The following is a 13,150-nucleotide window of genomic DNA, read 5'->3' as shown; positions in this document are numbered from 1 at the left end:
ATAGACGAGTCATTCGATGCTACTGTTGCCACTTTTGATATTTTGGGCGCGAAAGCCAATGTACTTCTCGCGCGTCTTATTGTCGTTTCTTGTTCCCATCGTCGTGATGGTGGCGATTGTGGTGCCACTCGTGGCAATCGACTCTGCCAATACCTCTGCGGATGACCGCGCCATCGTGTCGATAAACCGGTCCGACGACTCTGACATTAGCCGCGGAGCAGACTCCCTACAAGATGAGCCGCAACTTTCGGCCAACCAGCACATGCGTGAAGGAACGACCGTCTTGCCAACAACGGGTCGCCTCTTGATGCTCGGTCGCCACTGGGTGTTTATCCCAAATCAAACGGCGAATCGGAACGATATTGAATCTTCAAGTGCGAGCACGCGGCCCATTAGCCGTAGCGATGCAGTCGAAACGCAAGCCGTTGATCCAAGTCATGCAGTCATCCTTGTCGAAAACCTGGTTCTACAGCGAATGATCAACGCCATTCGAGCCGACAGCAACGATCATACGTGGACGATCACCGCGAAAGTGACCGAGTTTTTCGACGAAAACCGCCTGCTACTGCTGACCGCACAACGTGCCAATTCGCGGTAGTTGCAATAGGGACGCGGACGCCCTGCCGCCAATGGTATTTCCTCCATAGCTGTCGATCACGTGCAATCGTCAATCCCGAGCAAGGCGATCCCCAAACAGCTAACTCCCTAAACAGCTAACTCCCTAAACAGCCTGCTCCTTAAGCGGCCTGCTTCCCAAAATTCATTTCATCAAACGTCCCGTGACCAACCTATATCCGAGGCGGTGGCTCCGGTTCCGGCTCCGGCTCTGGTTCAGGAGCTGGTTCGGGCTCCGGTTCGGGTTCCGGTTCCGGCTCGGGTTCGGGCTCTGGAGCTGGTTCCGGTTCGGGCTCTGGTTCGGGTTCGGGTTCGGGTTCCGGTTCGGGGTCGGGGGGAGGCAGGGGTAGCGAGTTGGCCATCACCATTTTTGACCGTTCACAGATCATCTTGGCTTGTCCTTTCATGTCTCCCTTAATGAAATTGGGAACCGCCCAAGCATTTTCTGCGACGGGGAATCGAACGATCACTTCGACCGTTTCGGATTCTTCCGTAATCGTCGCAGGGATCACTTCGATGGTCGCCATTTTGACGCCGACAATCTCCAAGTGGTCCAGCGCGGTTTGCTCCACTTGCTCGGCGGATACGCCTGGGATGATGCCATGACGCGCCGCTGCATAGGCAGCTCGGTCAGCGCTATGTCGGAGCATCACCGCTCGAGTCATTTCGATACTGGCGAATATCAACATCAACAACACGACCGCTGTAATCGCGAATTCAACGGCTGCGACGCCGCGACGACCATCCGCACGAAGGGAAGGGATGCAGGATAGATGTGTTCTTGTCATTAGATCCCTACGGATGATCGGCATGGAATAGCAATGGATGATAAGGATACGAGGGGTCACTTACTCTGTAATAAGCGAGGGTAAATTGCGGGCGATATCGCGGAACGCTTCCTTCAATTGCAATGCATCGGACGCGTGAAAGTGCTTTCCGGCTGCGTTTTCGGCGACCGTTTGCATCGCCGACTGATTGGCTTCGTCGCTGAACGTGATTGTGAATACGGTGACGCCCGATTTCGCAGCCATCTTGGCGGCCCAATACGGATTCGATCCATAGTTGTGATTTCCATCGGTCATCAAGACGATCACTTTCGATGCGTAGGAACGACAGTTGTCTGATTTCGTCGCTGCCCAGCGTCCCGCATAAATTCCATCACCAATGTTGGTGCCCCCTTGGACTCCGTTGATCGATGCTTGACTGAGAATGTCTGTGATTTGGTTGTAGTCGTCGGTTAGTTCAAGATCGACGTTTGCATAGGTGCTATAAGTTGCCAGGGCGAGCAATTCGTCTTGTGGAGAGTCTTCGAGCATTTGGTTGAATGTCTTGACGGCAGCAATTAAGTCGAGCCAACGCGCATTGGTGGGAACCGGATCTCCGAAATCCCATCCAACGGGTGCCGTGGCGGGAGGAACATCAGGATCCGAAACCTCGTCCGCTGCGAAAGCCATCGAGCCACTTCGGTCGATGACCAGTGCGATGTCAAACGTCGACTGCGTGCTTGTTGCGCTTTGCCGGACGCGCACATTGAACGTGTTGCCGAAAATTGGAAACAATGCCGGTATGGTGTTGCCTGTTCCATCGGCTAGGCTTTCGCTCGTAATTCGAACGGCGTTCCCTTTTTCTGCGGGCGTGAACGCGTACGGCTGGTCGACCGAGCTTCTTGTGCTTTTTCCGAACTGCAAGTCACTGGCCTTGAGCGTCAACACTTGACCTGCAACAGGATTCTCCGTCGCCGCTTCTTGAGCTGCTAAAAGTGCCTTCGCCTCAGACCCTGTCAAGACATACTCACGTCCCGCCGCACGAGCCGCTGCGTCGATCGTTACTTGGACGTCTGTATTGAGCGATTCCATGTAAGCGATATTGATCGCGAAAGCTGCCAACCCAAAAAGAACGGGTAACAACACGGCGATCAAAACCATCGTCGACCCGCATCGGTTGACGGATCCATGGGGTTGGCCTTCGACGCCTTTCCAGACGCGATTGTTGCGATGGGACATATCTATTCCGCTTTTAATGAAACCGTTTCGGATAATGTTTTACTGCTATAGATCCAATCCCCAACCAATGAATTTGGTGCAAAGGCAGCATCCACGGTCACCCGAAAATAGTCCCCTTCTTGCAAGTCTTTGGGATTCGATGGCTGCATCGATATCGTGTAACCATAGACCGATTGACTGTCGAGCAATGTTTCACAGTGATAACTAACCTTCGAGGAGGTCGACTCGGGAGTGATGCCAACGCGAGCACCTTCGTAGGCAGCAACTTTGATCTTTTGACGCAGATGCAGCATGGTGCATACCTCAATCGTTGCAAACGTTAACGTCAGCAGAATGGGTAGGCATATCGCTAGCTCCAGCACTGCAACACCGCGAGACTGAGTTCGATATTTCATGGTGGGCAAAGGAATGTGGATTTACATGACAATTTGACGCATGGACCTGTTGGCAATTCAAACCTACGTCACAAAGATCGGAGAGGCCGTTTCCACCACACAAAAAGTCATCTTTTTCGCACGTTGGCATCACTTCGGGTGAGCGATCCGATTACAGCATGGGGGGATTGTCGCAGTTAGAACCTTTCAATGTCTTCAAGGAGACGACTGGTCTACTCAGTCGCTAATTTGGTGATACTCTATGGACATGAACGCCAAACACTCCGAAACCCGCAACCATATTCTTCGCACGGGACGCATCGCGATCGCCCAAAAGGGCTTCACCGCGCTCGGCCTCGCCGAATTGTTGCGGGTCGCGGATGTCCCGAAAGGCTCGTTCTATCACTACTTTAAGTCAAAAGAGCATTTCGGCTGCATCGTGATCACCGAGTACATTGAGGAGTATGCTCAAACGCTTGATGCGTTACTCGATTCTTCCAAGGGGACAGTGGCCCAGCAATTGCTAGACTATTTCACCGATTGGATTGAAACGCAAAGCGGCGATATTGTTAGCGCCGACGCACCGCCCGAAGCACGCTGTTTGGTGGTCAAATTGAGCGCTGAAATCGCGGATTTGTCGGTTGAAATGCGGGAAGCCTTGCATCGGGGAACGAGCGAATTGATTTCGCGGTTGGCAGCGATTATTGACAAAGGGTTCACCGACGGTTCGATCACGAGTGACCAATCTTCTACACAGTTGGCCGAGTGCCTTTATGAAGTTTGGCTTGGAGCTAGCTTGCTTGAAAAACTTCGCCAAGATGGAACATCATTCGAAACCGCGCTTTGCTTGTCCAGACGGCTGCTCCAGTAGTCGTATCATCACCCACATGATTTTAACTCCATGCGACCTTTATGAAAAAACGATTCACGTACGACGATATTCTCGCTCGCTTGGCGGTGACGCGTTTGCGGTGCCCTGGGAAATGCCCTGGGAAATGCACTGGGAAATGCCCTGGAAGGTGCATCGTTCTGTGCATTGGACTATGCATTTGCTTCATTGGCGGCTGTCAAGCCAAGCAAACCGGACCGCCTCCCACTCCGCCGCCGCCATCGGTCTCCGTTGCTCTGCCCGTCGAAAAAGAGATCGTTGAATGGGACACTTTTACAGGGCGACTAGAAGCGGTGAACCTGGTCGAAGTCCGCTCGCGCGTCGGCGGCTATCTCGATTCGGTTCACTTCGAGGAAGGTCAATTCGTTAATGAAGAGGACCTGCTTTTTATCGTCGATCCAAGACCTTTTGAAGCTGAGGTGAGGATGGCCGAAGCGGCGATTGAAGAAGCCGAGGCTCGGTTCGAACAATCCAAAGCGCAGCTCGCTCAAGCGAGAGCGTCGAAGGAAAGCATGTTGGCAGAAATCGAATATGCTAGGACTCAGTACAATCGTTACAAAGAGTTGAACGCTCGTAATGCTGCTTCGGAATCCGATCTCGAGCAAGCTCGCAGCGTGTTCTTGAAAGCTCAAGCGGGTGTAGAATCAGCGGATGCCTCGATCGCCTTGGCCAATGCGTCGATCGCAACCGCGGCCGCGTCGATCGCAACTTCCAAGGCAGCTAAGAACGAAGCGGCGTTGAATTTGGAATACACCAATATCAAAGCTCCAATTTCAGGACGAATTAGTCGTCGCTATGTTACCGAAGGAAACCTGATTAGCGGTGGGTCTCAACAATCGACGCTGTTGACCACCATTGTATCGCTCGATCCCATCTACTTTGTTTTCGACGCCAGTGAGCAACAGGTGCTGAGGCTCCAGCGACTTAGCCAAGGGGGTGTCCGCGTTAGTGCTCGCGATGCTCGTTATCCCGTGTTTCTATCACTGGCCGACGAAGACTCCTTTTCCCGTCGCGGCTACATTGACTTTGTTGACAACCGCTTTGACGAAGGAACTGCGACGATGACCGCTCGCGCCGAGTTTTCCAACAAGGATCACTTCTTGACTCCCGGTATGTTCGGCAAACTCCAAATTGCGAAGACCAAACCATTCAAAACGCTATTGGTTCCGGACTCGGCAATCGGCACCGACCAAACCGAACAGTTCGTTTATGTGCTGAGTGAAGACAACCAAGCGATTCGAAAAGTGGTCGAAACCGGGCCATTGGCTCTAGGACTGCGAGTGATACGTAATGGTATTGAGCCCACCGATCGTGTCGTCGTCGTCGGGCTTCAACGCGTTCGTCTTGGCATGCCGTTGGATCCTGAACCAGTAACAATCGAAGCCGAGGAAGATCCATTCACCGGAGGCGACGTCGCACCATGAAGTATTTCATCGACCGCCCCATTTTTGCGACCGTTATTTCACTGGTGATTGTGATCGTCGGTGTGCTTTCCTATTTCAATTTGCCCGTTTCCCAGTATCCCGATATCACGTTGCCGACGGTGGTCGTCCGTGCTACCTATAGCGGTGCGACGGCGGAAACGATCGCCGAGACCGTTGCTACGCCACTCGAACAAGAGATCAATGGCGTGGATGACATGTTGTACATGGAATCATCATCGACGTCGGATGGTGCGATGCAGTTGACGATCACGTTCGAGCAGGGAACCGATCTCGATGAGGCTCAAGTCCTCGTGCAAAACCGCGTTGCTTTGGCGGAACCACGATTGCCCGCCGAAGTTCGCCAAGTCGGTGTGACGACTCAAAAGAGTTCACCCGATATTCTGATGGTCATCCATCTGTTTTCACCTGATGATTCTCGGGATGCACTCTACATCAGCAACTACGTGTTGCTGCGTATCAAAGACGTGTTGGCTCGGCAAGACGGCGTGGGCAACGTACAAATTTTCGGTGCTCGCGAATACAGTATGCGTATTTGGCTCGACACCGATCGCCTGGCCACGCTCAACATGACGACGGGCGACGTGACATCGGCGCTGCGTGAACAGAACGTGCAAGTGGCTGCGGGAGTGGTCGGCCAACCGCCCAACAGGGGTCTGCAAACTGCTTTTCAACTCAACATCAGTACGCAAGGCAGATTGGAAACGCCGGAAGAATTCGCTGAGATCATTGTGAAATCAGACAGTGAAGGTCGATTGGTGCGATTGAGAGATGTAGCCCGAATTGAGCTGGGGGCGCAAAGCTATTCGTCGGGCAGCTATCTCGATGGCCGCGAAGCGATAGGGATCGCCGTGTTTCAGAGACCTGGTTCCAATGCCGTCGATACTGCTGCCAACTTGGTCAATTTGATGGATGAACTCAGCGAGGATTTTCCCAAAGGGATGGTTCATGCAATTGCCTACAATCCGACCGAGTTTGTCGAAGAATCGATCGCGGCGGTATTCCGCACGTTACTCGAAGCGACGATCTTGGTAGTCTTGTCGGTCTATCTCTTTCTGCAATCTTGGCGAGCGACGATCGTTCCCGTCGTGGCGATTCCCGTCTCCCTCATCGGCAGCTTAGCGGCCATGTATGCACTCGGTTTTAGCCTCAACAACTTGTCGCTTTTCGGTTTGGTATTGGCGATCGGTATCGTTGTCGACGATGCGATCGTGGTCGTAGAGAGTGTCGAACATTGGATGGAACAAGGCCTCTCACCTCGCGACGCGGCACGCAAGACGATGGAAGAGGTTGGCTCGGCATTGGTCGCCGCGACGTTGGTGTTGATCGCCGTCTTCGTTCCGACCGCGTTCTTGCCAGGAATTAGCGGTCAATTCTATCGCCAATTTGCGATAACGATTGCCGTTTCGACAACGTTGTCGTTGATCGTTTCACTGACACTCAGCCCAGCGATGTGTGCCATCTTTCTACGTCCGAAAAATGATCCGAAGCAGTTCGTCCCGTTGAAAGAACGGTCGTGGTTCGGGAAAATTCACTACATCCTCGCCACACCAAGACGATGGTTTTTTGCCAGCTTCAATGCCGCCTTCGAAGCCAGTCGCAATGTTTACACGAGCATGGTCGGTCGTTTGGTTCGAGTCGGTTTTATCGGCATGATCGCCTACATGGGGCTTCTCGTATTGACATGGTTTGGGTTCTCAAACGTGCCGACGGGTTTTATTCCGATGCAGGATCAAGGCTATGTGGTCATTAGTGTCGAGTTGCCTCCCGGTGCATCGTTAGACCGCAGTAACGCGGTGGCCAGCAAACTCAAGGAGATTGCACTTGACACACCAGGGGTTGCGCATGCGGTATCGGTGGTTGGTTTTAGTGGTGCCACTCGCGCGAGTAGTTCCAATGCCGCCGCTGTATTTGCGACCCTTGCTGATTCACGTCAGCGCGCCGAAAAGGGGCAATCTTCCGATTGGATTTTGGCGGAACTACGGAAAAAGTCTGCTGCGATCAAAGAGGCAAGTGTCTTGGTGATTCCGCCACCTCCGGTACCAGGGATTGGAACTGGCGGCGGTTTCAAAATGCAGGTCCAAGACCGCAGTGGTGCGGGACTCGATCAGTTGCAAGCGGTGGCAAACCAAATTACGGGTAAGGCGATGACTCAGCCAGGGATGGCGATGGTCTATTCGATGTTCCGTAACAATACGCCTCAATTGTTTGCCGATGTCGATCGAACGCGATCCCAAAAACTCGGTGTTCCCTTGAGCAGCGTGTTTGATACGCTTCAAACAGCACTCGGCAGCGTCTATGTCAATGACTTCAATTATTTAGGGCGTACCTATCGTGTTACTGCCCAAGCCGATGCACAGTACCGCAACAATCCTGAAGACGTTCTACAGCTTCGTACACGCAGTACTTCCGGAAAAAGCGTGCCGCTTGGATCGATCTTGCAAATGAAACGCATCACGGCTCCCGATCGGGTCGTACGGTACAACTTGTACCCCGCTGCGGACATCAGCGGAGCATTGTTGCCTGGCTACACAACAGGCCAAGCGATGAAGACGATGGAGCAAATCATGTCGGAACAGTTGCCCGATGGTTTTGGTTATGAGTGGACCGATCTGTCTTACCAAGAGAAGAAGGCAGGCAATACGGCCTTGTTTATTTTCCCCTTGTGCGTGTTGTTCGTCTTTCTAGCGTTGTCGGCCCAATACGAAAGTTGGCTTTTGCCTATGGCCGTGATCATGATCGTACCAATGGGGCTGCTGTTTGCGATCGGCGGTGTATGGTTGATGGGAATGGACAACAATATTTTGACGCAGATCGGCTTTGTGGTGCTCGTTGCATTGGCGTGCAAGAATGCGATTCTGATTGTTGAATTTGCCAAATCGGAAGAGGATCAAGGGAAGAATCGTTTTGACGCAGCTGTCGCAGCTGCAAAACTTCGGCTGCGTCCTATTTTGATGACTTCCATCGCGTTTATCCTTGGCGTCCTCCCGCTGGTCATCGCGACCGGTGCCGGATCGGAAATGCGCCGCGCCTTGGGAACAGCGGTCTTTACAGGAATGATTGGAGTGACTCTTTTCGGATTGTTTCTAACACCCGTCTTCTACGTCGTTCTGCGTCGCTTCGCCCGCCATGCCGCCTAGCCCGGATGATTCATGGGCTTGCAAATTGTTTTGCTAACGTCTACGCCTTCAAGCGTTTACGTTCATTGGTCGAAAAACAGTCTGCGCATTAGCCGTTTTGGCGTTATCGGGCTGTCGATTTAATCGTTTAACGCTTAGCCGAAGGCGTCAGCTTTTCCATAAGCGGTCGCCTATGGCTTGGCGTTAAACAATAAGTCGAGTCAAACCGATTAAATCGACAGCCCGTTAGCCACGGTTCACACGACAAATCACGCAGCCGTGGCTATCGGCCTGCTGATTTAATCGTTTAACGCTTAGCCGAAGGCGTCAGCTTTTCCGTAAGCGGTCGCCTATGGCTTGGCGTTAAACAATAAGTCGAGTCAAACCGACTAAATCAGCAGGCCGCTATCGCCAAAACGGCTAATGAATAATCCGGGCTAGCTTCCAAGAGTGGTGGTTAGCATGTGGATCGAGGTCCATCGGGACGAAACAGGAGGACGAGACTTCCCTCAACCCGCATTGGCAACCGGTTCTGAGCTACAATCAATCCTACTTTCACGTGAACACGATCGAGGTTGGGGGCATCCCCAGCCTGAAAAACCTTTGAAGAGACCTACGATGCGAAAACCCAATGTCTATTTGACAGGTCCGTTGCCCTCGGAATGCATGCTGCGTTTGGAGAGCGAGTCTAATTTGGTTGTCAATACACTCGGACGCGATTTGAGCAAAACGGAGTTGGTTGATGCCGTCAGCAATGCCGATGGGCTGATTTGCTTTCTAAGCGATACCATCGATGCCGACGTTTTAGCGGCCAATCCTGACCTGAAAATCGTTGCCAATTATGCGGTTGGTTACAACAATATCGATATCGACGCTGCATCTCGGCTAGGGATTGCCGTGACCAATACGCCTGACGTTTTGACCGATACGACTGCGGATTTAGCTTGGGCATTGATGTTTGCCATTTCGAGACGTATTGCGGAAGGAGATCGGTTGGTGAGGTCAGGCCAGTGGAAAGGCTGGGCTCCGCTGCAGTTGCTTGGTCTTGATATTACCGGCGCTACACTTGGGATTATCGGTATGGGGCGAATCGGACGCGCGGTTGCAGAACGTGCGAAAGCGTTTCGAATGGAAGTCGTCTATTGGAACCGAACTCGGCTCGATGCGGGGACCGAAGAAATGCTGGGGGTCAAGTATGCCGAAATCGATGAGGTACTATCAAACAGCGATTTCGTTTCCTTGCATTTGGCACTCAGCCCCGAGACGGAGCACTTGATCGATGCCGAGAAAATTGCCAAGATGAGATCTTCCGCCTATCTGATCAATACAGCTCGTGGATTAATTATTGACGAAAAAGCGTTAGTAAAGGCTCTACAAAACAACGAAATCGCGGGAGCCGGTTTAGATGTGTTCGAAAAGGAACCGAATATTGAACCGGAGCTACTTGGAATGGATAACGTCGTCTTGACACCGCATTTGGGTAGTGGAACGGTCGCAACCCGAACGATGATGGGCAGCATGGTTGTCGAAAACTGCTTGGCCGCCTGTGCAGGAAAACGTCCAAAGAATTTGCTCAACCCAGTAGCCGAGTCTCTCCGAGACTCGTAACCCAGCGCCGAGTCTCCCCGAGACTCGCAACCCAGTAGCCGAGTCTCTCCGAGACTCGTAACCCAGCGCCGAGTCTCCCCGAGACTCGTAACCCAGCGCCGAGTCTCCCCGAGACTCGCAACCCAGTAGCCGAGTCTCCCCGAGACTCGCAACCCAGTAGCCGAGTCTCTCCGAGACTCGTAATCCAGCGCCGAGTCTCCCCGAGACTCGCAACCCAGTAGCCGAGTCTCTCCGAGACTCGTAATCCAGCAGCCGAGTCTCCCCGAGCCTCGCAACCCAGCGCCGAGTCTCCCCGAGCCTCGCAACCCAGCAGCCGAGTCTCTCCGAGACTCGTAACCCAGTAGCCGAGTCTCTCCGAGACTCGTAACCCAGCGCCGAGTCTCCCCGAGCCTCGCAACCCAGTAGCCGAGTCTCTCCGAGACTCGTAACCCAGCAGCCGAGTCTCCCCGAGACTCGATTTGAGTATTAAAAATACCGAAAAAGCGTCGAGAGTAAACGTGATCGTTGCAAGAGGAACGTCTTGGCGAGTTCCGCTAGGAACGATTTCGCATCTCGGAGAGACGCGGCTACGGGAGTTTCAGGCACATCACTCGGATGGGATGTTCTGGGGCATCGGCGAGGTCGATTTTGTGCTCGGTGTAGTTCCAGCCATGTTCTTGGATCCAGCCGCGAAACTCGTTGGCGATGATCCGGTACGGGTCACTTAGTAGTGCTTGTCCCCCATCGGCCAAATGGTCTCGAAGGCATTTATCAAGCTCGGGCCATAGTGATCGCAGGTAGGTAACATCGCTACCGAGGACGACTGGAAACTTTGCGTCAATCCTATCGAGCCCGAAACGCAGCCGCTGGACCGTGCATCGATCGCGGAGTTCCCACACGCTCATTCGCACCAACATAAGCGGATCATCGACACCGTCGGTTAGCGTGACATCGGCTCCGCGCAGCATTGCCGCGATACCAGCATGCCCTGTTCCACATCCGAGTTCGAGCACGGGAACGCCGCCGAGATCGATCTGGTCCATGTAGCGATCCAAACCTGCTGCGGCTCGCCATGTCGTTGCCCAAAACGGATCGATCACGCCCTTTTCGCCTGCATCTTGGCGTTCGCAGGCTTCGATCAACATTCCTTCGGGATCCGACGCAACCGCTAACCTGAATGGCTGATTTGCAATCGACAAATCGTCCCATTGCCATCGAAATCGATCGCTAACCTCGGCCGAAAGCAGTTCAAGCGATTCACTTTGGGGCGGGGCACTTGTAGGCGGGTCAATCATTCGTTCCTTCTCGCAATCGATCAAAATACTGTTGTGCATGCTCGCGTTCGGTCCGCGGCAAGGTTTGGTTTTCGGTTGGGTCACTTTGTTCGTTCAATGCCGATTCGATCGACTGCTTCACGTCTTCTTGCGTGATCCCTTTTCGGTTAGGTCCATCTGCAAATCCTGCAATGATTGCTTTGCCCTTCTTCACTTGGCCGCGGACTTGGGTGTCATAGGAATTCGTATCTGTTTCTGATTCGGGCCGATCACCTTTTCCAGATCCTTGGCCGAGTCCATCCCCTTGTCCGAATCCATTCCCGCTACCCAAACCGTTACCTTGGCAGCTTTCACATCCTGCCCCGCCACACTTCTCGCAGCGCATCTGGTTCTTGGATTGGGAGAGATCATCGAGTGCTGATTGCAGGTCTTCGAGTTGCGACATCTCCTGCTGCATCTCGCCGAGTTCGTCGGCCATTTGTTCGAGTGCATCGGCTGCTGCCGATGCATCCCCTTGCTGCATCGCATTTTGGCAATCGCCCATTGCTTCGGCCATTTGTTTCATCTTTTGCATCTGAGCATCCTTTTGCCCCATCTCATTCAGCTGCTGCTGCATTTTTGCTGCTTCTTCGCCACGGCCTTCCTTGCGTGCTTGTTCGATTTTTTGCTCGAGTTCTTTCTTTTTTTCTTCGTGTTCTTTGACCGCTTTATCGAGTTGTCTTTTCATCTGCTCGACTTGTTTCTTCAGCTGTTCTTTCTCTTGATCCGACAGTTTGCCGTCGCGAATTTTATCAGCCAACTCTTTGACCATTTCCTCTGCTTTTCCGAAATCTCCCCTTTCGATTGACTTGGCCACTTTTTCCGCTGGTCCCGACTCGAGTCCTTTCATTTGTGACATCGCTCGTTTCATGCTATCGGGCGACCCGAGTTCCTTGCGGCGTTCTTCAAGTTCCTTCTTTAGATCATTGAGTGCGAGCATCGCCTGTTTTCGGTCCATGTCCTCCCGTTTACTGATCTTATCGAGGTCGGCTCCGATTTTTTCGAAAAGGGCTTCGGCGTCCTTTAAGCCAGCTGCTTCCGCTTTACGCTTTTGCTGATCGATTCGTTTCTTTAGCTGCGACGCAGCGGTTTTTACCTGCTTCAGCTCCACGATGTCCGCTTGGGTTGTACTTTCGGCATTCGATTTTTCCGATGGTTCGACCAGCATCAAAAAGATTGCGACGATGGGGATCATCGTGACCGGTAGCCAACCCAACCTGCTCGGACGAAGGGCAAATTTTTCGGCAACCTCTAGCTTCGCTGCGCGTGTTTCCGCATCATTGAGCAACGCGATTCCGAAATCACTTTGTCGAGACGACGATGAAAGACTCAGTGAACTGCTCAGCCGCTCGCGAAGTCCGTAGCGGCGATCGACCTCGGCAGCGACCGAGGCAATCGAGGGGGCCGTCCAAAAGGCATGCCCAATCGCGACCAACAGGGCTGTGATTGCGGTACCGGCAAGCCAGCCGACGATCCACGATTGAAAATCGATATCGAGCGGACGGATTGCTGGAATCGCAATTGCGATAATACTGAGAATTGCAGCTGCGAAAAACGTCCAACACAAAGTGCGGCCAAATTGGGCGAAAACGAGTCTTCGACGAGCGCTGCGGACGCGAGATTCAATTTGGTTCATAATCGTTTTTCCGAATCCGTTGTTTTGGCACGCCACCGGGTAGCTGAGGGTGGAGATAATGGATCGTGTTATCGATCCCTGTGCGGCACAATGTTCGCACACCTATTGTTAGTATAGCAATTGCCAGCGACCGGCAATCGTACTCAAACCGACAATTTTCAAACGAACAAAA

Annotated in this window: 10 protein-coding genes; 5 read left to right on the top strand and 5 right to left on the bottom strand. The window is 52.9% G+C overall.

The features are described from left to right. The first annotated feature begins 58 nt into the window (after positions 1–58). Positions 59–598, top strand: a complete 540-nt coding sequence (locus Q31b_RS07540) for a hypothetical protein (protein WP_197171120.1) — start codon at positions 59–61, stop codon at positions 596–598. 190 nt (positions 599–788) lie between these two features. On the opposite strand, the gene Q31b_RS07535 is transcribed toward Q31b_RS07540, so the two are convergent. The 3 genes from Q31b_RS07535 to Q31b_RS07525 are packed head-to-tail and all read right to left on the bottom strand — an operon-like array spanning position 789 to position 3,013. Beyond that, positions 789–1,403, bottom strand: coding sequence for a TadE/TadG family type IV pilus assembly protein (locus tag Q31b_RS07535; protein ID WP_146599067.1), 615 nt, complete (start codon positions 1,401–1,403; stop codon positions 789–791). Positions 1,404–1,463: 60 nt separating this feature from the next. Beyond that, positions 1,464–2,618, bottom strand: a complete 1,155-nt coding sequence (locus Q31b_RS07530) for a vWA domain-containing protein (protein WP_146599066.1) — start codon at positions 2,616–2,618, stop codon at positions 1,464–1,466. A 2-nt stretch (positions 2,619–2,620) separates the two neighbouring features. Continuing rightward, positions 2,621–3,013 (bottom strand): TadE family protein, encoded by a 393-nt coding sequence (locus tag Q31b_RS07525; protein WP_146599065.1) that lies wholly within the window; start codon positions 3,011–3,013, stop codon positions 2,621–2,623. Between the two features lie 247 nt (positions 3,014–3,260). Here Q31b_RS07525 and Q31b_RS07520 point away from each other — a divergent pair, with 247 nt between their 5' ends. From Q31b_RS07520 to Q31b_RS07505, 4 genes are all read left to right on the top strand, one after another. Further along, the gene (locus Q31b_RS07520) at positions 3,261–3,863 is read left to right on the top strand and encodes a TetR/AcrR family transcriptional regulator (RefSeq protein ID WP_146599064.1); all 603 of its coding nucleotides are present in this window, start codon (positions 3,261–3,263) and stop codon (positions 3,861–3,863) included. A 41-nt stretch (positions 3,864–3,904) separates the two neighbouring features. Continuing rightward, a complete protein-coding gene (locus tag Q31b_RS07515) occupies positions 3,905–5,305 on the top strand; it encodes an efflux RND transporter periplasmic adaptor subunit (RefSeq protein WP_146599063.1) in 1,401 nt (466 codons plus the stop codon). Then, a complete protein-coding gene (locus Q31b_RS07510) occupies positions 5,302–8,463 on the top strand; it encodes an efflux RND transporter permease subunit (RefSeq protein ID WP_146599062.1) in 3,162 nt (1,053 codons plus the stop codon). The genes Q31b_RS07515 and Q31b_RS07510 overlap by 4 nt, the downstream gene beginning before the upstream one ends. A gap of 597 nt (positions 8,464–9,060) precedes the next feature. Continuing rightward, complete coding sequence (locus Q31b_RS07505) at positions 9,061–10,050, top strand: 2-hydroxyacid dehydrogenase (protein WP_146599061.1); 990 nt, start codon at positions 9,061–9,063, stop codon at positions 10,048–10,050. A gap of 566 nt (positions 10,051–10,616) precedes the next feature. On the opposite strand, the gene Q31b_RS07500 is transcribed toward Q31b_RS07505, so the two are convergent. Both Q31b_RS07500 and Q31b_RS07495 read right to left on the bottom strand, forming a co-directional pair. Then, positions 10,617–11,363, bottom strand: coding sequence for a class I SAM-dependent methyltransferase (locus tag Q31b_RS07500; RefSeq protein ID WP_231617376.1), 747 nt, complete (start codon positions 11,361–11,363; stop codon positions 10,617–10,619). Continuing rightward, the gene (locus Q31b_RS07495; RefSeq protein ID WP_146599060.1) at positions 11,317–12,978 is read right to left on the bottom strand and encodes a hypothetical protein; all 1,662 of its coding nucleotides are present in this window, start codon (positions 12,976–12,978) and stop codon (positions 11,317–11,319) included. The genes Q31b_RS07500 and Q31b_RS07495 overlap by 47 nt, the downstream gene beginning before the upstream one ends. Between the last annotated feature and the right edge of the window lie 172 nt (positions 12,979–13,150).

The sequence above is a fragment of the Novipirellula aureliae genome (assembly GCF_007860185.1).
In the GTDB taxonomy this organism is placed as follows: domain Bacteria; phylum Planctomycetota; class Planctomycetia; order Pirellulales; family Pirellulaceae; genus Novipirellula_A; species Novipirellula_A aureliae.
Note: the sequence above shows the minus strand (reverse complement) of the source record. Positions and strands in the feature narration are given on the sequence as shown.

Coding starts and splice junctions, on each gene's coding strand:
- Q31b_RS07520 (WP_146599064.1), top strand. CDS start 3,261: ATGAACGCCAAACACTCCGAAACCCGCAACCATATTCTTCGCACGGGA.
- Q31b_RS07540 (WP_197171120.1), top strand. CDS start 59: ATGTACTTCTCGCGCGTCTTATTGTCGTTTCTTGTTCCCATCGTCGTG.
- Q31b_RS07535 (WP_146599067.1), bottom strand. CDS start 1,403: ATGACAAGAACACATCTATCCTGCATCCCTTCCCTTCGTGCGGATGGT.
- Q31b_RS07500 (WP_231617376.1), bottom strand. CDS start 11,363: ATGCACAACAGTATTTTGATCGATTGCGAGAAGGAACGAATGATTGAC.
- Q31b_RS07510 (WP_146599062.1), top strand. CDS start 5,302: ATGAAGTATTTCATCGACCGCCCCATTTTTGCGACCGTTATTTCACTG.
- Q31b_RS07495 (WP_146599060.1), bottom strand. CDS start 12,978: ATGAACCAAATTGAATCTCGCGTCCGCAGCGCTCGTCGAAGACTCGTT.
- Q31b_RS07515 (WP_146599063.1), top strand. CDS start 3,905: ATGAAAAAACGATTCACGTACGACGATATTCTCGCTCGCTTGGCGGTG.
- Q31b_RS07530 (WP_146599066.1), bottom strand. CDS start 2,618: ATGTCCCATCGCAACAATCGCGTCTGGAAAGGCGTCGAAGGCCAACCC.
- Q31b_RS07505 (WP_146599061.1), top strand. CDS start 9,061: ATGCGAAAACCCAATGTCTATTTGACAGGTCCGTTGCCCTCGGAATGC.
- Q31b_RS07525 (WP_146599065.1), bottom strand. CDS start 3,013: ATGAAATATCGAACTCAGTCTCGCGGTGTTGCAGTGCTGGAGCTAGCG.